This is a genomic window from Roseovarius sp. EL26, assembly GCF_900327775.1.
GTDB lineage: Bacteria > Pseudomonadota > Alphaproteobacteria > Rhodobacterales > Rhodobacteraceae > Roseovarius.
This window is the reverse complement of sequence record NZ_OUMZ01000006.1, coordinates 121,705-140,161: the sequence shown is the minus strand read 5'-3', so window position 1 is coordinate 140,161 and position 18,457 is coordinate 121,705. Positions and strand designations below refer to the sequence as shown.

Sequence of the window (18,457 nt, the reverse complement as noted above, 5' to 3'; positions counted from 1 at the left end):
AGATCGTAACCCCCCGCTAGAAAACCTGCGAAGGAGTAACAGGCATGACAAAGATCACCCCCCAACCAGGGATCATGGATATCGCTTTGTATCAAAGCGGGGCGTCACATGTTGAAGGTGTATCAAGCGTCGTCAAACTGAGCTCGAACGAGAACCCATTTGGACCGTCTGAAGCCGCGAAAGAGGCCTTTCGCAAGGCATCATTCGAGCTACATCGTTACCCATCATCTGATCACGCACCCCTGCGCGACGCAATTGGCGAAGTACACGGTGTTGACCCTGCACGGGTGATCTGCGGGGCAGGTAGCGACGAAATCATTGCATTTTTGTGCCAAGCCTATGCCGGCCCAGGAGATGAGGTGGTCTATACCGAGCACGGCTTTGCTATGTACCGGATCAGCGCATTGGCAGCCGGGGCAACCCCGGTCGAAGTGCGTGAACGGGACCGCGTCACTGATGTGGACGCCATTCTGGCAGGCTGCACAGAACGAACAAAGCTGGTATTCATCGCCAATCCAAACAACCCAACCGGCACCATGATTGGTGATGGCGAGATTGCGCGTTTGGCAGATACATTGCCGCCACAGGTTATGCTGGTATTGGACGGGGCCTATGCTGAGTATGTCGAAGGTTATGATGGCGGCCTCAAAGTGATCGAAGCCCGTCAGAATGTGGTGATGACCCGGACCTTTTCCAAGCTTTACGGCCTAGGTGGGTTGCGTATTGGCTGGGGATATGGCCCGCAACATGTGATCGATGTGCTTAACCGTGTACGCGGCCCCTTCAACCTGTCGCAGGCAGGGCTTGCCGCGGCCGAGGCTGCTGTACGCAGCACTAACTGGACTGCAAAGTGCCGCACGGATAACACCCGCTTGCGCGCATGGCTTGCTGAGGCCTTGGCAGGGCATGGCGTGCCGTCTGACACCTCTTGCGCCAACTTCATTTTGGCTCGTTTTGCCAATCAGGCAACTGCAGAAGCCTGTGATGATCACCTTAAATCTCAAGGTCTGATTGTGCGCCGCGTCGGCGGATACAACCTGCCCCATTGCCTGCGGATTACCGTTGGTGATGAACCATCCTGCCGCCGTGTGGCACACGCCATAGGCCAGTTTATGGGAGACAGCGAATGACTGCCATTTATGACCGCGTGACCTTGATTGGATTAGGCTTGATCGCCTCATCTATGTACTGGGCTATCAAACGTGCGGGTCTGGCCAATGAGGTGGTTGGCTATGCCCGATCTGAAGAAACTCGCAACACAGCACGCGAGATCGGCCTGTGTGATCGGATCTGTGACACCGCGATTGACGCCGTCGAAGGTGCGGATCTGGTTGTATTGTGTGTGCCTGTCGGGGTCATGGGGGCTGTAGCTGCTGAGATCGCACCAGCACTTATGCCCGGTGCCACCATCAGCGATGTCGGGTCCGTCAAACGCGCCGTGATTGATGCGGTATCACCACATTTACCTGACAACGTTCATTTTGTACCGGCACACCCACTGGCCGGAACTGAACATTCCGGACCACGCTCGGGCTTTGCTGAACTGTTTGACAATCGCTGGTGTCTGATCGTGCCCGTCGACGGAACAGATGACACGGCAAGCGATGCGCTTGAGAAATTCTGGCAAGGCCTCGGTAGCCTGACCGAGCGCATGGATGCCGATCACCATGATCTGGTATTGTCTGTCACCAGCCACGTTCCGCATTTGATTGCCTACACTATGGTCGGTGTGGCCGATGATTTGCAGCGCGTCACTGACTCTGAGGTTATCAAATACTCGGCCGCAGGTTTCCGGGATTTCACCCGAATTGCCGCCTCGGATCCAACAATGTGGCGTGACGTATTTTTGTCAAACAAAGATGCCACATTAGAAATTCTGGGACGCTTTACCGAGGAGCTCTTTGCCTTGCAACGTGCCATTCGAACGGATGATGGCGCGCATCTGCATGATTATTTTACCCGCACACGTGCCGTACGCCGGGGAATTATCGAAGCCGGACAGGACACCGCTGCGCCGGACTTTGGCCGAGGAGGGTCAAAATGAAGCATCACGCTATCTTGATAGCAGCTGTACTGCTAAGCAGTTGTTCTGGCTCACAAAATCCAAACCCATTGCGCAGCATGGGAGCCGTTTGTGGTGATCCTGACATTCGTGGCGAGTTTATTGGCAAGGTATCAGGCAGCCAGGCAGGATGCGGGTTTGATAATGGGGTGCGCGTCACTTCGATTAATGGAATCTTACTAAGTCAGCCGTCATTGATGCGCTGTGAAACCGCCAAGGGAATGAAATCTTGGATCGGGAAAGGAATGCGAAAGGCTGTGGGCAACACAGGTGGAGGTGTCGCACAAATCCAAGTCGCCGCGCATTATGCCTGTCGTACCCGCAACAGCCAACGCGGTGCAAAATTGTCTGAACATGCGAAAGGAAATGCAATTGATATTTCAGCCTTCCGCCTGCGTAACGGATCCGAAATTTCGGTTGAGGAGCATTGGGGGGGCGGAAAGTACGGCCGTATTCTGAAGAAGATGCACAAAACCGCCTGTGGTAAACCCTTTGGCACGGTGCTTGGCCCGAATTCAGACGCGCATCATAAGGACCACTTCCATTTCGACATGGCAAAACATGGTAACGGCGCATACTGCCGCTAAAAGTGAATTCGGCGCAGGTGTTTAACACACTGCGCCGAATAAAAAGCCTGAGGAAATTACGATCCGGTGTTTGACGATACACCCACCTGCGCCGGGCGCAGAATACGGTCATGTAGCATAAAGCCTTGCGTTGAGACCTGAATGATTTCGCCAGCTTTGGTGCCGGGAACCGGGGCTTCGAACATGGCTTCGTGTTCATTTGGATCAAAGCGATCGCCGACTTCTGGGGAAATCATGCGAATACCGTGTTTTTGGAACACGTTCAACAGTTCGCGCATCGTCAGCTCGATCCCTTCGATCACCGCTGAGGCGACTTGCTTTTGATCCTCGGTAACGGAATCAACCGCACGCTTCATGTTGTCAAACACAGGCAACATGTCGCGTGCCAGACGTGACCCACCATAGTTTTCAGCCTCGCGACGATCTTTGTCAGAGCGTTTGCGGGCATTTTCCGCATCCGCCAGCGCGCGCATGAATTTATCCTGATAGGCATCGCGTTCCGCCCTCAAGGCGTCAATCTCTGCCTCGGCATCCGAGATCTCTTCAATGTTGATCTCGTCTTCTTCGGCCTCTGCCTGATCAATATCGTCGAGAAACTCTTCGTTTTGCGTTTCAGCCATGTCTCACCTCTAGCTTCGGTCTGCAATCAGCTTGCCGACCAACTGCGCCGTATAGTCCACAATCGGCACAATTCTTCCGTAATTCAGACGCGTCGGTCCAATGATCCCAACCGCGCCTACGATCTTTCGATCAGAGTTCATATATGGAGACACCACCAAAGAGGAACCCGAAAGTGAAAAAAGTTTGTTCTCTGAGCCAATAAAAATGCGCACACCCTCGCCTTCTTCGGTCAATTCGAGAAATTCGGCGATATCACGCTTGCGCTCGAGGTCATCAAACAGGGTTTTTATCAGATCAAGCTCTTCTCCGGCGGCGTCTGATTGTAAAAGATTCGACCGACCGCGGACAATCAATCGCTCATGATTTTCTTCTTCGTCTGCCCAGATGGCCAAACCGCTTTCGACCATATCGCTTGAGAGCTTGTCGATTTCCTGCCGTCTCTGGGAAATCTGCGCCGTGATATCACGACGGATATCAGTCAGTGTTTTACCCTCGATCAGTGCGTTGATAAAATTAGTTGCCTCTCGCATGGCGCTTGGTGTGTAACCTGGTGGCGGTGTGAACACCCGGTTTTCAACGTGCCCATCAGCAAAGACAAGAACCACAAGCGCCCGATCTGCCCCGAGACCCACAAATTCGATATGTTTGATAGGAGCTTCGTGTTTGGGCGCCAAAACCAGTGAAGCGCCCTGTGTCACGCCCGATAAAGCCGCACCAATACGATCAAGTGCTGTTTGTACGTCTGGTGTATTGCTGCCCACAGTAGCGTCGATCATTTCTCGGTCTTTGACCTGCAGATCATTGACCTCAAGCAAGCCATCAACAAATAAGCGAAGACCACTTTCCGTAGGTATCCTACCTGCACTGATATGGGGACTATCTAACAGTCCCAGGTATTCCAGATCTTGCATAACATTGCGGATGGTCGCCGCGCTGACCTTTTCGCTTAACTCTCGCGTCAGAGTCCGTGATCCTACCGGATCGCCCGTGGCAAGATAGGTTTCCACAACCCGGCGAAACACCTCGCGCGAGCGTTCATTCAATTCATCAAGAAGTTTGCTCGCGTTTGTCATTTGTTCGTGCCTTCCTCAGAAAACCATTAAATGCGGGAATTCAAAAAGGTCAATCAGGCTTGCCATCTCCCTGCTCTCCCCTGTATTGCCCAAACCAACAGAAAGAGGATTGATCATGCGCCCTTCAGGACGAAATTTAGATGAAATGCGGTCGGTTTCAATTGAAACCAATGTTACCAAACACGCCGAGGGATCTTGCATGATCCGTATTGGCGACACGCATGTTCTGTGCACCGCAACAATCGAAGACCGTGTGCCGCCCTTTATCAAAGGATCTGGTCTGGGTTGGGTCACTGCAGAATACGGCATGCTGCCACGCTCAACCACATCGCGTATGCGCCGAGAAGCCACTGCAGGCAAGCAAGGTGGTCGTACGGTTGAAATCCAACGCTTGATCGGGCGTTCCTTGCGCGCAGGCGTTGACCGTGTTGCCATGGGTGAACGTCAGATCACCATCGACTGTGATGTTATTCAGGCTGACGGTGGAACGCGCTGCGCCTCAATCACAGGCGGCTGGGTTGCCCTGCGGTTGGCTGTCAACAAACTGATGAAAGCCGGCGATATCGTTTCTGACCCATTGGTTGATCCTGTAGCAGCCGTGTCGTGCGGGATCTATGCAGGTCAGCCCGTGCTGGATCTGGATTATCCAGAGGACAGCGACGCAGGTGTTGATGGCAATTTCATAATGACCGGATCGAAAAAGCTGATCGAAGTACAGATGAGCGCCGAAGGTTCTGTCTTTAGCCGTGATCAGATGAACCAGTTGATGGATCTGGCAGAAAAAGGCGTTGATGAACTGGTTGCTATGCAACTACAGGCCAGCAATGCGTAAGTTCACCGACGATACGCTACTGGTTGCCACCCATAACGCTGGCAAACTAGCAGAAATCTCTGATTTAATTCAGCCTTTCGGAGTGCATGTCATTGGTGCCGCCGAAAAGGGTCTTGGTGAACCAGACGAAACCGAAACCACATTTGTCGGAAACGCCCGGATCAAGGCCCATAGCGCGGCCAGGGCCTCGGGGTTACCTGCCCTATCTGATGATTCTGGTATTGAGATCCTGCCACTGGATAACGCTCCCGGTGTGTATACCGCTGACTGGGCCGAAACAGAAAATGGTCGCGACTTTACCATGGCCATGAATAAAGCACATGATTTGCTGCTGCAGTCCGGGCAAGAACGCCCTTGGAAAGCCCGGTTTTGTTGTACGCTAGTTTTGGCCTGGCCCGACGGTCATGACGAAGTATTCCCCGGAACGCTCGACGGCGACTTTGTCTGGCCGATGCGCGGGAAGCTTGGTCACGGGTATGACCCTATCTTTCAACCTGACGGATCTGATCTGACATTTGCGGAAATGAACGCCGCCGCGAAAAACCTGATCAGCCATCGCGCACGCGCGTTTGAAAAACTAGTTGCAAATTGTTTTGCCTGAAGATTGGAAAAACGGGGGCTTTGGCCTCTATTTGCACTGGCCGTTTTGCCAAGCCAAATGCCCCTATTGCGACTTTAATAGTCATGTTCGCCAAACCATAAATCAACAGCTTTGGCTCAAGGCATACCTAAGTGAAATTGAGCGATACGCCGCATTAGTCCCCGGACGTTTGTTAAACTCAATCTATCTTGGGGGTGGCACGCCCAGTCTGATGGAGCCTGCGTTAGTACATGGTATTTTAGACAAGGTCCGTGACAGCTGGACCTTAGCCAATGATATTGAGATCACGCTAGAGGCCAATCCAAATTCAGTTGAGGCGGACCGTTTCAAGGAATACGCAAATGCTGGTGTGAATCGTGTGTCTCTTGGCATTCAGGCGTTGAATGATACTGATTTGAAACGACTGGGACGTTTGCATACCGCCGACGAGGCCCTACGTGCTCTGGATATTGCTAAAACACATTTCTCGCGTGTCAGTTTTGACCTGATCTATTCACGCCAAGATCAAAGCCAACAGTCTTGGGAGTCTGAATTAAATCAAGCGCTTACCCTCGCCGGGGATCATCTGTCGCTATATCAGCTAACCATTGAGGACGGCACCGCCTTTGCCGATCGCTTTATGGCCGGGAAATTACGTGGCTTACCAGACGACGATCAAAGCGCCGATATGTTTGAATTCACTCGCGGACTCTGCCAAAATGCTGGATTTCACAACTACGAAGTTTCAAACTTCGCCCTGCCGGGCGCTGAATCGCGGCACAATCTGATTTATTGGCACTATGGTGATTACATCGGCATCGGCCCCGGCGCGCATGGCCGTATCACCTTGAACAATCAACGCTATGCGACAGAAACACATCTTAAGCCTGAAGATTGGCTGGCCAAAGTTAAATCAGGAAATTCAGACCAACAAATCACAAAAATGTCAGCCACTGAACAATCTCAAGAGTACCTTATGATGGGTCTTCGTTTGACCGAAGGCGTAGATATGGTGCGTTATGAGCAAATTTCAGGATCTCAATTGAATCCCGCCATTGTCAAAGACCTAGAGGAACTAGGAATGCTCACTCTTTGCGACAGCCGTTTATGCGTGACGACTAAAGGGCGCACGCTGCTGAATGCCGTTACCGCAGAACTGCTGCGCGATTAATGTGATTTAGACAGAATTCCGCAAATAGTATCCAGCTGATCAAAGCTATCATACGAAATGACCAACTGGCCTTTTTCCTGACCCGGCTTGTGATTAAGACTGACCTTCATTCCAAGATTGGCCGTCAAGTCGCCTTCTAATGCTTTGGTATCCGCATCTTTAGTAGGCTGCGTTTTCAGCCGGGCCTTTTTTACTGCACCCTCAGCTTGCGCCGATTTAGCGATCTTTTCGGCATCCCGAACTGACAGACCTTTTTTGATGATCTGCCTCGCCAAAGACGCTGGATCGCCTGCCGGTATTAACGCACGGGCATGACCCGCTGATAGCCGATCTTCGCGGACATAGGTTTGAACTTCATTTGGTAAGTTCAACAAACGTACAGAATTGGCAATATGGCTACGGCTTTTGCCCAGAACTTCAGCCAGCTTTTCCTGCGTATGGCCAAATTTATCCATCAGCTGATTATAGCCCAAAGCCTCGTCCATGGCGTTCAGATCTGCGCGCTGCACATTCTCGATAATCGCAACTTCCAAAACTTCCGTATTGGTAAATTCACGCACCAGAACCGGAATATTGTGGCGTTGGGCAATCTGTGACGCTCTCCAACGTCGTTCGCCAGCAACAATTTCGTAATTATCTTCTAATTCCGGATGCTTACGAACAATAAGGGGTTGGATTACACCTTTTTCACGGATTGATGAGGCCAGCTCCTGTAGCTTTTCTTCATCAAAAATACGCCTCGGCTGATCTGGATTTGGCTGCACCTTTTCGATCGGGACCAAAATGTCAGGTGACTTGGGATCAGATGTATTATTGTTATTGTCTTCGGAAACGTCAGCCATAAGTGCAGACAGGCCGCGTCCAAGCCCTCTCTGTTTAGTCTTCTTTGCCATATTACCCCCTATGTCCTGGTGACGGGTTTTGATTTTCAATCAACTCTATCGCCAATGCTCGATACGCCCGCGCCCCTTTGGAACCGCTATCATATTCCAGCACAGGCAGTGCATAAGATGGTGCCTCGCTTACCCTTACGTTTCTTGGAATACAGATTTTAAAAACCAGATTTCCAAGGTTCGCACGCGCATCTTGTTCAACCTGTAACGAAAGATTATTCCGCGAATCAAACATGGTTAGTACGACACCTTCAATTCTTAGGTTCTCATTTGCTGTTTGCCGTACTTCCCGAATGCTAAGCATCAATTGTGATAGGCCCTCGAGTGCAAAAAATTCACTTTGAAGCGGCACCAAAACAGAATGAGCAGCCACCATCGCGTTAACTGTCAACAGGTTTAGCGATGGCGGGCAATCAATCAAGATGTAGTCGAATGCATAAGCGTCGATCGATGGTTGGCGCAAAGCGTCATGAAGCAAAAAGCTCCTTTTTTCATTAGATATCAACTCTATATCAGCAGAGCTAAGGTCTACATTAGCCGGAATGATGCTTAGGTTTTTAATCTCAAGACTTTGTATTGCGTCTTCAAGCGGCGCATCATCAACCAACAGATCATAAGTTGTTACCTTACGATCAGACATTTCAATTCCAAGCCCCGTCGACGCATTGCCTTGCGGGTCAAGATCTACAATCAACACCTCACGCCCCTGCTCTGCCAGAGCGGCAGCTAAATTGATTGTCGTGGTTGTTTTTCCAACACCGCCCTTTTGGTTTGCAACGGCAATAATTTTGGGTTCATCTATGTGCAAAGGATCAGACATGTTGAATTCCTGAAACATTCATAATGACAGATCCGTTTTCTGTTAGGCTGTTGTGAGCGTTATAATCGAAAGTCCAGCGTGTTTCGGCATCCTTTAACTCAGTTTTCCAATTATTTCCTTTTAGGAAAAGAGCCATTCCGTCTGGTTTCAAGTGATGGTCAGCATAACCCATCAAAATTTTTAGATCCGCCAACGCCCTAGCAGAAACAATATCAGCCTCCAATGAAGAAATACGTTCAATGCGGTCATTTATCACTTCCGCTGGTGCGCCAACCTCGCGAATCACGGTTCTTAAAAACATGCATTTCCGCATATCGCTTTCGATCAACGTAACATGGTGGGGAGTGTCATCTTCCATTCCAACTATCGAAACAACCAAACCCGGAAAACCTGCACCAGACCCCATATCTACCCACTTTTGCCCTGATTTATCTGAGAGTTGGCATATCTGAATGGAATCTACAAAATGCCTCTGCCAAGCTGACTTCAGTGTCGCCGGAGAAACAAGATTAATCTTTTTGTTCCACTTTTTGAGTAACTCCAGATAGATCGATAATCGTTCTTGTGTTTCACGTGAAACATTTTGAAGTAGATCACTCATTAAGCGAATTTCTCCCTGCGTTTACGCTTCAACGCGCCCAAAATCAACGTTAGGCCAGCTGGTGTCATGCCGTCAATTTTAGAAGCTTGTGCTAAATTTTCTGGCCTTCCTTCCGAAAGCTTTTGTACCAACTCATTCGATAATCCGTTTACCGCGGAAAAATCAAAGTTCAAAGGTATCTCAACCTTCTCATCCTTTTTGACTAACTCCATGTCCCGCGTTTGGCGTTTGATGTAATTCGCATACAAAGCATCTTTAGAAAGTTGATCCCGCGTGTCCTGATCAATAGCTTCTAGTTCAGAATCCAGCAAAATCAGATCATCAAATTTGATATTTGGGAATGCGAGCAACGTAAATGCGGATCGTTTAGTTCCGTCCTGATTGATATCTATACCAACTTCTTTCACTTGCTTTGGTGTAAATACTCTAGCATTCAATTGATCCATGCCAGATTCAAGTTTATTGCTCTTGTTGTAAAAAAGAGCGCTTCTCTCAACACCAACACACCCAATTTCAATACCTTTCGGTGTTAGCCGCTGGTCTGCATTATCTGCTCTGAGTGAAAGTCGGAATTCAGCACGAGATGTAAACATGCGATACGGCTCTGCTACGCCACGTGTTGTGAGATCATCGATCATTACACCAATGTAGCTTTCTGAACGACTAAACACGCAAGATTCCCTATCCAGAGATTTTAAACCAGCGTTCAATCCCGCCACGAGGCCCTGTGCAGCTGCTTCTTCATATCCGGTCGTCCCATTGATTTGTCCAGCCAAGAATAGTCCATCAACACCCTTCAGCTCCAAAGTCAGACACAATGAGCGTGGGTCTACATAATCATATTCAATAGCATAGCCCGGTTGAAGAATTGTCGTATTTTCAAGGCCTTTAATAGATTTTACATAATCATTCTGAATTTCACCCGGCAGAGAGGTGGAGATTCCATTTGGATAAATTACAGAATCCGAAAGGCTTTCCGGTTCGAGAAAAATCTGATGAGATGATTTATCTGAAAACCGAACAATTTTGTCTTCGATGGAGGGGCAATATCGCGGGCCAATCCCATCGATATGACCACCATACATAGCTGAGCGTTCTAGATTGTTGCGAATAATATCATGCGTTTGCTCATTTGTATGAGTAATTCCGCAAGAAATTTGATTTGCCTCAGCTGTCTTTGTAAAAAATGAGAAGAATGTCGGATCATCGTCACCTGGCTGCTTTTCCAACACATCCCAATTTATTGTTTTTCCATCTAGCCTTGGCGGCGTACCAGTTTTTAAACGGCCCAAATTAAGGCCAAAATCATCCATACGTTCAGCAAGCTTTATAGATGGTTTGTCGCCCATACGACCACCCGGGTAAGATGTATCCCCGATATGAACGACGCCACGTAGAAATGTACCCGTGGTTAAAACAATTGATTTAGCATACACCTCATGGTCATCATCTAGCTTGATGCCATATACTTGGTTATTCTTAACCAAAAGATCAGTCGCTTCACCTTCTAGAACTTTAAGGTTTTTCTGAACCCTAATCTCAGCTTGCATAGTTTCGCGATAAATCTTTCGATCAGATTGAGCCCTTGGCCCCTGTACCGCTGGGCCCTTTCGCCGATTTAGTAAGCGAAATTGAATACCTGCTTTATCTGCAACCCGCCCCATTACACCATCAAGAGCATCAATTTCTCGAACCAGATGTCCTTTTCCCAATCCGCCAATTGCAGGATTACAGGACATGACGCCTATAGAATCAAAAGTCAGCGTCACCAGCGCGGTATTAGCGCCCATTCTTGCGGCAACATGCGCAGCTTCAGTTCCGGCATGTCCACCACCAATAACAATGACATCAAAATGTTTCACGTGAAACACTCCTTACTTGCCCAAGCAAAAGCTAGCAAAAATTTCATCGAGAAGATTCTCAACTCCAATCCTGCCTACCAGAGAATCCAACGCTCGAACAGCCGACCTAATTTCCTCAGCCGCAAATTCGGCGACATCTCCACCGCCATTTACATAATTTTGCGCAACTCTAAGCGACTTTACGCCGGATATCATGGCTTCCTGATGTCTAATGCGTGTAGCAAGACCAGCATTTGATGAGCGTAACTTCAAAGTAGTCGAAATTCTATCCAGCAATGCTGTAACACCAAATCCAGTTTTCCCAGATATTGCTCCATTTTCATTATCTTGGATATCAGCCTTTGGCGTCAAGATGATATCATCCGGGCGCGGGTCAAATTCAGGTTTCTGATCTTCTTCCTTTAAGAAAACGCATAAATCAGCCATCTGGGCGCGCTCTCTAGCACGGTCAATACCGATCGATTCAACAAAATCGTCCGTCTCACGCAACCCTGCAGTATCCAAAAAAGTTACTGGCAGCCCCCCAAGATCCATTCGGACTTCAATAACATCGCGGGTGGTGCCAGCATATTCAGATGTGATTGCTGCTTCTCGACCCGCAATGCGATTCAATAGCGTTGATTTACCTACATTTGGCGCACCGACAATTGCAACTTCGAAACCCAATCGAATCCGTTCAGCCGATTTAACTCCATTGATCTCATCTTGGATCTCAGAAACAACATGGTCAATCAGCGCATTCACTTCTGGCGAAACATCTGTAGGGACTTCTTCATCGGCAAAATCTATCGTTGCCTCGATTAACGCGGCAGCGCGAATTAACTTCTTACGCCAACCTTCGGTTTTATCAGCAAACTCACCTTTGAAAACACGAATAGCCTGGCGCCTCTGCGCCTCGGTTTCTGAATCGATAAGATCCGCTAATCCTTCAACCTGAGACAAATCAAGTCGACCATTTTCCAATGCTCGGCGCGTAAAATCCCCTGGATTTGCGGGCGACAGTTCATCGATTAAAGATAGTTCAGCCAACACCGACGTCACAATTGCGGGGCTACCGTGGAGATGAAGCTCAACAGTTTCATCTCCAGTAAAGCTATGGTTTTTATCAAACAAAACTATCAAAGCTTCATCTAACTGAGTTCCGTCAGAAGCTTTCAGTTCCCGAACAGATGGTTTTCGTACCTGTGGTAAATCACCACAAAGCAATTTTGCAGATTTAAAGGCATCAGGGCCTGAAATCCTAATAATTGCAACGCCTGCTTTACCCTCGGCCGATGAAAGGGCGAATACAGTTTCCATGTCTCACCCTCTCAAATCGGGTTAAGTATTCATGGAATCGAAGAATTCCGTGTTAGTCTTTGTTTGTTTCAACTTGGACAACAGGAATTCAATCGCATCGGTCGTTCCCATCGGGTTGAGAATTCGACGCAGCACAAAAGTTTTTTGCAAATCAATTTTATCGATAAGAAGATCTTCTTTCCGCGTGCCAGATTTAAGAATATCAATTGCCGGGAAGACGCGTTTGTCAGCAATTTTACGATCAAGTACAATCTCGCTGTTACCAGTACCTTTGAATTCTTCAAAGATCACCTCGTCCATACGGCTACCGGTATCGATCAAAGCAGTTGAGATAATCGTCAAAGATCCACCCTCTTCGATATTCCGTGCGGCACCAAAGAAGCGCTTCGGACGTTGAAGTGCATTAGCATCAACACCACCGGTTAGAACCTTCCCAGAGGATGGCACAACGGTATTGAATGCCCTACCAAGTCTTGTGATTGAATCGAGAAGAATAACGACATCTCGTTTATGTTCGACCAGACGTTTAGCCTTTTCAATCACCATTTCTGATACGGCGACGTGACGTGTGGCAGGCTCATCAAATGTTGAGCTGACAACCTCACCCTTCACGCTACGTTGCATATCCGTCACCTCTTCGGGACGTTCATCAATGAGCAAAACGATCAGATAGCACTCAGGATGGTTTTTCTCGATGCTTGCAGCAATATTTTGCAAAATAACCGTCTTACCGGTGCGCGGTGGCGCCACAATCAACGATCGCTGACCTTTACCTATCGGTGCAACCAAGTCGATCACACGGGCCGATTTATCTTTGATGGTTGGATCTTCGATCTCCATCTTCAGACGCTCATCTGGATAAAGGGGTGTCAGGTTATCAAAGGCGATCTTATGGCGCGCTTTCTCTGGTTCTTCAAAGTTGATTTGACTCACTGATGTGATTGCAAAATAACGTTCGTTATCATCAGGTTGTCTAATTTCACCTTCGATCGTATCCCCAGTTCTAAGAGAATATTTCCGGAGCATATCTGGCGAAACATAGATATCATCCGGACCCGGAAGATAATTGGCCTCTGGTGAGCGTAGAAATCCAAAACCATCTTGTAACACCTCAAGTACACCGTCACCGTAAACGATCCAACCCTCCTCGGCCCGCTCTTTCAAGATCGAGAACATCATCTCGCCTTTACGCATGGTCGAAGCGTTTTCAATTTCCAGCTCTTCCGCCATCGCAAGAAGTGTTTTGGCACTTTGTGCCTTAAGTTCAGAAAGGTTCAGGCGCTGACTGCACATAGAGATATACCTATAGAATTCACCGCATCGCAGCAATTCAATGTGTGTTTCGGAGAAATACAAACCCGGACGGGTCTTAGAGGGCTATTTAAGCCGCCTGAAGCCCCGAGTCAATTCGAACTAAAAGCGCACCACCACAGATAGCACAATGATCACCATCAGCGCTGTAGGAAGCTCATTCATCATGCGGTACTGGCGGCCGGATAAAATATTTTTGCCCGATGCAAATTCTTTACGTCGTTTTGCCAACCAATGGTGAAACCATGTCATCGTTAAAACGGCTGCCATTTTCGTGTAAGGCCAGACAGCAGACCAATCAATAACACCTGGTGTAAAAACCAAAACCAATCCAAAGACCCAAGTCGCAATCATCGCCGGGTTCATGATCACGCGCAGAAGCTTGTGTTCCATTTCTTGAAAAATCTGATCTTGTTGATCACCGTAAATAGATTTTTCGACGTGATATACAAATAATCGTGGTAAATAAAAAATACCTGCCATCCAGGCGATAACGGACATGATGTGAAGGGCTTTAACCCAAGGATACGCAATGCTTAGAAAATCGATCATGAGTTATCCCCGAGGTTCGCCAATGACACATATAATAATATATAAAAGAAAAAGAATTGATGATTTAAGTAGGATAATAAAAATCTGTGGATCAAAAGTTTTAAGTCGCTTTATCCACAAAAATTTAAACTGTGGAAAAGGTTATGGAGAAATAGATAATTTCATTATTAAATATAGTATATACAAATGATTAGTTCAGGAACACAAAAATTATTTCCGGGGATAAAGTATAAAAATTTGGCTAAAAATCAAATTCAGGAAATACAAACATATCCTTTTACACAGTAGGAAAACTCGGCTGAATTTTCTGACAAGGCTGGGATGAAACCCAAAATCTACGGAAGTCTTGGAATTTTGTGCGATTTGCCTTTAATGATCCCAAACTTATTCATTAGGTTTCCACATGTCCCAAAGTATAATTCTGGCATCATCATCGGAAATACGACAAACGCTTTTGAAAAATGCGGGTATTTCGGTCGAAGCCCTTCCAGCAAGAGTCGATGAACCTGCGATTAAATCTGCAATGATCGCTGAGGGCGCAAGGGTCCGTGATATTGCCGATGCACTTGCTGAACAAAAGGCGCGCAAAATCAGTGCAAAACGGCCCGGCGCTTTGGTGTTGGGCTGTGATCAAGCTCTGTCTTTTGATGGTGGGCTTATTTCGAAACCTGCCAATAAGGATGAGATGAAAGATCAACTCAGAACATTGAGTAGTCAAAAACATGAGCTACTTTCAGCCGCGGTGATCTATGAAAACTTTAGCCCAGTCTGGCGTCACATTGGTGTGGTAAAAATGACCATGCGCAAGCTGTCAGAGGACTATATTGATGACTATGCAGATCGAAATTGGGACAGTGTGCATTATTGCGTTGGCGGCTATAAACTTGAGGAAGAGGGTAGCCGGCTGTTTTCACGGATTGATGGCGACTATTTCCATGTGCTGGGCTTACCATTATTGGAGGTCATGACCTTTTTGATCGACCGTGGAGATCTTGAGATATGAGCGACAATAAAATTCCGTTGGCCGGTGTTATCGGTTGCCCAATTGCGCATTCAAAATCGCCACAAATTCATGGCCATTGGTTAAAGACGCTTGGGCTTAAAGGGTATTATGTTCCGTTGCATGTGGAACCAGAGAATTTGCGAGATGTTCTTAGAAATATGCCTAAGCTGGGCTATGTTGGCGCGAATATCACAATTCCTCATAAAGAACAGGCCTTGGAAATTGCCGATGTTGTCTCGGATCATGCGGCAAAAATAGGCGCGGCGAATACGTTGGTATTTACTGCTGATGGTAAAATTCACGCCGACAACACAGACGGCTATGGCTTTATTCAAAACCTTCGCCAATCAGCACCAAAATGGGATCCACGGTTAGGACCGGCTCTTGTCTTGGGTGCGGGCGGTGCGTCGCGGGCGATCATTGTTGCATTGTTGGACACTGGGGTTCCTGAAATCCTGCTGACCAACAGAACGAAGGCTCGCGCTGAAACGCTGTGTCAGGAATTTGGTGCGCGACTTAAGGTGGTGGATTGGGAACAGGCGGATGATGCCGTATCCGACGTTGCCACGCTAGTGAATACCACATCATTAGGTATGACCGGTAAATCCCCACTGACGCTTTCACTTGCTAACCTAAACAAAAAGACACTGGTGACAGATATTGTCTATGCCCCTTTGAAAACCGCGCTGTTGGCCGAGGCCGAAGCTATCGGTTGCCCAACAGTTGATGGATTGGGCATGTTGCTACATCAAGCGGTTCCAGGTTTTGAACGTTGGTTTGGTGTGCGACCCGAAGTTGATGAAGACACTCGGAAAGCCGCATTAAAATGACATTTATACTGGGTCTGACGGGTTCAATTGGAATGGGGAAATCAACCACCGCTAACCTGTTTGCGAATGAGGGTTGCGATATCTGGGATGCAGATGCGGCGGTGCACAGGCTGTATTCCAAAAATGGTCTGGCGGTTGCCAAAATTGAGAAGATTTTCCCTTATGCGATCGAAAATGATGCTGTATCGCGTGACAAGTTGAAGCAAATCATCTCATCCCATCCAGGGGCGTTGAAACAGGTCGAAGATATTATTCATCCATTGGTACGTGCGGATCGCGCCGGTTTTGTTCAAAATTCAAACCGAGACATTATCGTGTTGGACATTCCATTGCTGTTTGAAACCAAAAGTCAGGGTGAAATGGATGCGGTGGTATGTGTTACTGCGGCAGCGTCAGTTCAAAAACAACGCGTGCTTGCCAGACCTGGCATGACAGAGGCGCATTTTCAGATTATTCTTAGTAAACAAATGCCGGATGCGGAAAAACGTGAACGCGCTGATTATATTGTTGAAACCACAACACTGGATCATGCCAAACAGCAGGTCCATATGATCGTAAGTGAAATTAGGGAAACATTGGGCAATGCGTGAAATCGTACTGGATACTGAAACAACCGGTTTTGATCCCTTTTCAGGTGACCGGATTGTTGAAATCGGTGCGGTTGAGCTGTTCAACCACATGCCTACAGGCGTGACGTTTCATGAATACATCAACCCGGAACGTTCGATGCCAAAAGAGGCCTTCGATGTCCACGGTTTGGGCGATGATTTTCTGCGCGACAAGCCGGTGTTTTCAAAGATCGCCCAGAAATTTTTGGATTTTGCCCAAGATTCAAAGATGGTCATTCATAATGCTGCATTTGATATGAAGTTTCTGAATGCGGAATTGAAGTGGATTGATCTGCCGCAGCTCCCTTGGGAGCAGGCGCTTGATACCCTTGATATTGCGCGCAGAAAATTTCCCGGCTCTCCAGCGTCTTTGGATGCGCTGTGTCGTCGTTTTGGCATCGACAATTCATCGCGGACACTTCACGGTGCTTTGCTCGACTCGGAAATTCTGGCTGAGGTGTATCTTGAGCTGATTGGTGGCCGTCAACCTGATTTTGCACTGAATGTCGTGGCGGAGGCTTCTGCGGATGTTGCTCAGAATGGGAATTCAGATTGGCGACCGCAGTCGCGCGAAAAGACATTGCCCTCGCGGCTGTCTGATCAGGAAAAAGAAGCGCACCAGACCTTTGTTGAACAACTAGGCGATGGTGCGCTTTGGAAGACGTATAATTAGGCGTCAGCTTTTTTTGGTGTTTCGGCTTGACGGCGTGCGATTTCATTTCTGTAAAGTTTCATAAAATCAATGGTTTCCAGATTAAGTGGCGGGAAGCCGCCATCACGGGTTACATCGCTGACGATGCGGCGCAGAAACGGGAATGTCATGCGTGGGCATTCAATCAACAAGAATGGGTGCAACTGATCTTCTGGAACACCTTCGATGTGGAACACGCCAACATATTCCATCTCAAGCAAAAATAGGGGCTCTTCTGAGGATTTGTTTTTGGAGTTCACAGTGATTTTTGTGGTGACTTCATACTGGTTTTCAGCTGAGCGCTTCTTGGCGTCCAGGTTGACAGCAACCTGAACGTCGGGCTGTACGTCGCCGCCAATACCGCGTTGTGCCAGAATGTTTTCAAATGACAGGTCGCGGACGAATTGAGTCAGTACATTAAGTTTAACTTGAGCTTGGGCTTGGGTTGCAGCGTCTGCTGCACCGTTTTCTTGTTCAGCCATTGGGGCGCCTCCTTAGGGAAATAATTTGGGCATTGCTTATCAGGATGTGATTTGAGCCTCAATGCTTTGTCCAGCCAGAGTCGCCGGGTTGATCTGAATGATTTGGCTCAACCTCTACGAAATCCCCATCAATCACATCAGCGTTGTTGTCAGGTTGGTGCGGTCGGCGTGGATCAGGCCCCATCTGAATATGCTGAACATTGATGCGCGTCTTGGCATAGGAGATGATTGTTTTTCGGATCGGCGGGGCAAGCAGGGCAAACCCAACGGCATCAGTGAAAAACCCCGGTGTTAGCAGTAAGGCACCTGAAAATAAGATCATCGCCCCATGGGCCAGCGGTTCTGATGGGTCATCAAGTTGTGAAAAAGAGCCGCGCAGATCATTCATTGCGGCTTGCCCTTGGGATCTGACCAGCCAGGTCCCCAATATTGCTGTAATAATGACGATAGCCAGCGTTGGCCAAAGCCCGATCAGGCCGCCGACCTGAATAAATAACGCGATTTCAATTAATGGCACTGAAAGAAACGCGATAAATAGCCACATAAGTTTGTCCTCTGAATTTACAGGCGCACTGCTAG

General features: G+C 48.1%; 21 protein-coding genes. 10 read left to right on the top strand and 11 right to left on the bottom strand.

Going from position 1 to position 18,457, the window contains the following annotated elements:
• Positions 1-44 precede the first annotated feature (44 nt).
• The 3 genes from hisC to D9A02_RS05675 are packed head-to-tail and all read left to right on the top strand — an operon-like array spanning position 45 to position 2,649.
• On the top strand, positions 45-1,130 hold the full coding sequence (hisC, locus tag D9A02_RS05685; RefSeq protein WP_120500024.1) for a histidinol-phosphate transaminase: 1,086 nt from the start codon (positions 45-47) through the stop codon (positions 1,128-1,130).
• Entirely contained in the window at positions 1,127-2,044 is a 918-nt protein-coding gene (locus tag D9A02_RS05680; protein ID WP_120500023.1) for a prephenate/arogenate dehydrogenase family protein, read from the top strand. Before hisC ends, D9A02_RS05680 begins: the two co-directional genes overlap by 4 nt.
• A complete protein-coding gene (locus tag D9A02_RS05675) occupies positions 2,041-2,649 on the top strand; it encodes an extensin family protein (protein ID WP_120500022.1) in 609 nt (202 codons plus the stop codon). The genes D9A02_RS05680 and D9A02_RS05675 overlap by 4 nt, the downstream gene beginning before the upstream one ends.
• Before the next feature lie 56 nt (positions 2,650-2,705).
• Here D9A02_RS05675 and D9A02_RS05670 read toward each other — a convergent pair whose 3' ends face one another.
• Both D9A02_RS05670 and hrcA read right to left on the bottom strand, forming a co-directional pair.
• Positions 2,706-3,269, bottom strand: a complete 564-nt coding sequence (locus D9A02_RS05670; protein WP_120500021.1) for a nucleotide exchange factor GrpE — start codon at positions 3,267-3,269, stop codon at positions 2,706-2,708.
• Positions 3,270-3,278: 9 nt separating this feature from the next.
• Positions 3,279-4,343: a heat-inducible transcriptional repressor HrcA gene (gene hrcA / locus D9A02_RS05665; RefSeq protein ID WP_120500020.1), complete on the bottom strand. Its 1,065-nt coding sequence runs from the start codon at positions 4,341-4,343 to the stop codon at positions 3,279-3,281.
• Positions 4,344-4,458: 115 nt separating this feature from the next.
• Between hrcA and rph the strand changes: the two genes are divergently transcribed.
• Genes rph through hemW form a run of 3 tightly spaced genes read left to right on the top strand, consistent with a single transcriptional unit; the run spans position 4,459 to position 6,926 of the window.
• Positions 4,459-5,175: a ribonuclease PH gene (gene rph, locus D9A02_RS05660; protein ID WP_120500019.1), complete on the top strand. Its 717-nt coding sequence runs from the start codon at positions 4,459-4,461 to the stop codon at positions 5,173-5,175.
• A complete protein-coding gene (locus D9A02_RS05655) occupies positions 5,168-5,776 on the top strand; it encodes a non-canonical purine NTP pyrophosphatase (RefSeq protein ID WP_120500018.1) in 609 nt (202 codons plus the stop codon). Before rph ends, D9A02_RS05655 begins: the two co-directional genes overlap by 8 nt.
• The gene (gene hemW / locus D9A02_RS05650; RefSeq protein WP_254054561.1) at positions 5,757-6,926 is read left to right on the top strand and encodes a radical SAM family heme chaperone HemW; all 1,170 of its coding nucleotides are present in this window, start codon (positions 5,757-5,759) and stop codon (positions 6,924-6,926) included. The genes D9A02_RS05655 and hemW overlap by 20 nt, the downstream gene beginning before the upstream one ends.
• Here hemW and D9A02_RS05645 read toward each other — a convergent pair.
• The 7 genes from D9A02_RS05645 to hemJ all read right to left on the bottom strand — a co-directional run bounded on the left by D9A02_RS05645 (position 6,923) and on the right by hemJ (position 14,264).
• Positions 6,923-7,819: a ParB/RepB/Spo0J family partition protein gene (locus D9A02_RS05645; protein WP_120500017.1), complete on the bottom strand. Its 897-nt coding sequence runs from the start codon at positions 7,817-7,819 to the stop codon at positions 6,923-6,925. The genes hemW and D9A02_RS05645 overlap by 4 nt on opposite strands.
• 1 nt (position 7,820) lies before the next feature.
• The gene (locus D9A02_RS05640) at positions 7,821-8,639 is read right to left on the bottom strand and encodes a ParA family protein (RefSeq protein ID WP_120500016.1); all 819 of its coding nucleotides are present in this window, start codon (positions 8,637-8,639) and stop codon (positions 7,821-7,823) included.
• Positions 8,632-9,240, bottom strand: coding sequence for a 16S rRNA (guanine(527)-N(7))-methyltransferase RsmG (rsmG, locus tag D9A02_RS05635; protein ID WP_120500015.1), 609 nt, complete (start codon positions 9,238-9,240; stop codon positions 8,632-8,634). The genes D9A02_RS05640 and rsmG overlap by 8 nt, the downstream gene beginning before the upstream one ends.
• Positions 9,240-11,111, bottom strand: coding sequence for a tRNA uridine-5-carboxymethylaminomethyl(34) synthesis enzyme MnmG (gene mnmG, locus D9A02_RS05630; protein ID WP_120500014.1), 1,872 nt, complete (start codon positions 11,109-11,111; stop codon positions 9,240-9,242). Before mnmG ends, rsmG begins: the two co-directional genes overlap by 1 nt.
• 3 nt (positions 11,112-11,114) lie before the next feature.
• Positions 11,115-12,401, bottom strand: coding sequence for a tRNA uridine-5-carboxymethylaminomethyl(34) synthesis GTPase MnmE (gene mnmE / locus D9A02_RS05625; protein WP_120500013.1), 1,287 nt, complete (start codon positions 12,399-12,401; stop codon positions 11,115-11,117).
• Positions 12,402-12,422: 21 nt separating this feature from the next.
• Positions 12,423-13,694, bottom strand: a complete 1,272-nt coding sequence (gene rho, locus D9A02_RS05620; RefSeq protein ID WP_120500012.1) for a transcription termination factor Rho — start codon at positions 13,692-13,694, stop codon at positions 12,423-12,425.
• 120 nt (positions 13,695-13,814) lie between these two features.
• Entirely contained in the window at positions 13,815-14,264 is a 450-nt protein-coding gene (gene hemJ / locus D9A02_RS05615; RefSeq protein ID WP_120500011.1) for a protoporphyrinogen oxidase HemJ, read from the bottom strand.
• A gap of 403 nt (positions 14,265-14,667) precedes the next feature.
• On the opposite strand from hemJ, the gene D9A02_RS05610 reads away from it, so the two are divergent.
• Genes D9A02_RS05610 through dnaQ form a run of 4 tightly spaced genes read left to right on the top strand, consistent with a single transcriptional unit; the run spans position 14,668 to position 17,378 of the window.
• Entirely contained in the window at positions 14,668-15,267 is a 600-nt protein-coding gene (locus D9A02_RS05610) for a nucleoside triphosphate pyrophosphatase (protein WP_120500010.1), read from the top strand.
• Positions 15,264-16,097 (top strand): shikimate dehydrogenase, encoded by an 834-nt coding sequence (locus D9A02_RS05605; protein WP_120500009.1) that lies wholly within the window; start codon positions 15,264-15,266, stop codon positions 16,095-16,097. Before D9A02_RS05610 ends, D9A02_RS05605 begins: the two co-directional genes overlap by 4 nt.
• Positions 16,094-16,687 (top strand): dephospho-CoA kinase, encoded by a 594-nt coding sequence (gene coaE, locus D9A02_RS05600; protein WP_120500008.1) that lies wholly within the window; start codon positions 16,094-16,096, stop codon positions 16,685-16,687. The genes D9A02_RS05605 and coaE overlap by 4 nt, the downstream gene beginning before the upstream one ends.
• Positions 16,680-17,378 (top strand): DNA polymerase III subunit epsilon, encoded by a 699-nt coding sequence (gene dnaQ, locus D9A02_RS05595; RefSeq protein WP_120500007.1) that lies wholly within the window; start codon positions 16,680-16,682, stop codon positions 17,376-17,378. Before coaE ends, dnaQ begins: the two co-directional genes overlap by 8 nt.
• Here dnaQ and secB read toward each other — a convergent pair.
• Together secB and D9A02_RS05585 are read right to left on the bottom strand one after the other, a co-directional pair.
• The gene (secB, locus tag D9A02_RS05590) at positions 17,375-17,878 is read right to left on the bottom strand and encodes a protein-export chaperone SecB (RefSeq protein ID WP_120500006.1); all 504 of its coding nucleotides are present in this window, start codon (positions 17,876-17,878) and stop codon (positions 17,375-17,377) included. The two genes, dnaQ and secB, sit on opposite strands and share 4 nt — an antisense overlap.
• A gap of 58 nt (positions 17,879-17,936) precedes the next feature.
• Positions 17,937-18,422 carry an FxsA family protein gene (locus D9A02_RS05585; protein ID WP_120500005.1) on the bottom strand — a complete coding sequence of 162 codons (486 nt, stop codon included), beginning with the start codon at positions 18,420-18,422 and terminating at the stop codon, positions 17,937-17,939.
• Between the last annotated feature and the right edge of the window lie 35 nt (positions 18,423-18,457).

Excerpts from the sequence above, each read along its gene's own strand:
- D9A02_RS05640 (WP_120500016.1), bottom strand. The coding sequence starts at position 8,639 with ATGTCTGATCCTTTGCACATAGATGAACCCAAAATTATTGCCGTTGCA.
- coaE (WP_120500008.1), top strand. The coding sequence starts at position 16,094 with ATGACATTTATACTGGGTCTGACGGGTTCAATTGGAATGGGGAAATCA.
- D9A02_RS05675 (WP_120500022.1), top strand. The coding sequence starts at position 2,041 with ATGAAGCATCACGCTATCTTGATAGCAGCTGTACTGCTAAGCAGTTGT.
- D9A02_RS05680 (WP_120500023.1), top strand. The coding sequence starts at position 1,127 with ATGACTGCCATTTATGACCGCGTGACCTTGATTGGATTAGGCTTGATC.
- D9A02_RS05655 (WP_120500018.1), top strand. The coding sequence starts at position 5,168 with ATGCGTAAGTTCACCGACGATACGCTACTGGTTGCCACCCATAACGCT.
- D9A02_RS05610 (WP_120500010.1), top strand. The coding sequence starts at position 14,668 with ATGTCCCAAAGTATAATTCTGGCATCATCATCGGAAATACGACAAACG.
- D9A02_RS05605 (WP_120500009.1), top strand. The coding sequence starts at position 15,264 with ATGAGCGACAATAAAATTCCGTTGGCCGGTGTTATCGGTTGCCCAATT.
- D9A02_RS05670 (WP_120500021.1), bottom strand. The coding sequence starts at position 3,269 with ATGGCTGAAACGCAAAACGAAGAGTTTCTCGACGATATTGATCAGGCA.
- mnmE (WP_120500013.1), bottom strand. The coding sequence starts at position 12,401 with ATGGAAACTGTATTCGCCCTTTCATCGGCCGAGGGTAAAGCAGGCGTT.
- D9A02_RS05645 (WP_120500017.1), bottom strand. The coding sequence starts at position 7,819 with ATGGCAAAGAAGACTAAACAGAGAGGGCTTGGACGCGGCCTGTCTGCA.
- D9A02_RS05585 (WP_120500005.1), bottom strand. The coding sequence starts at position 18,422 with ATGTGGCTATTTATCGCGTTTCTTTCAGTGCCATTAATTGAAATCGCG.
- rph (WP_120500019.1), top strand. The coding sequence starts at position 4,459 with ATGCGCCCTTCAGGACGAAATTTAGATGAAATGCGGTCGGTTTCAATT.
- hisC (WP_120500024.1), top strand. The coding sequence starts at position 45 with ATGACAAAGATCACCCCCCAACCAGGGATCATGGATATCGCTTTGTAT.
- hrcA (WP_120500020.1), bottom strand. The coding sequence starts at position 4,343 with ATGACAAACGCGAGCAAACTTCTTGATGAATTGAATGAACGCTCGCGC.
- hemJ (WP_120500011.1), bottom strand. The coding sequence starts at position 14,264 with ATGATCGATTTTCTAAGCATTGCGTATCCTTGGGTTAAAGCCCTTCAC.
- dnaQ (WP_120500007.1), top strand. The coding sequence starts at position 16,680 with ATGCGTGAAATCGTACTGGATACTGAAACAACCGGTTTTGATCCCTTT.
- secB (WP_120500006.1), bottom strand. The coding sequence starts at position 17,878 with ATGGCTGAACAAGAAAACGGTGCAGCAGACGCTGCAACCCAAGCCCAA.
- rho (WP_120500012.1), bottom strand. The coding sequence starts at position 13,694 with ATGTGCAGTCAGCGCCTGAACCTTTCTGAACTTAAGGCACAAAGTGCC.
- rsmG (WP_120500015.1), bottom strand. The coding sequence starts at position 9,240 with ATGAGTGATCTACTTCAAAATGTTTCACGTGAAACACAAGAACGATTA.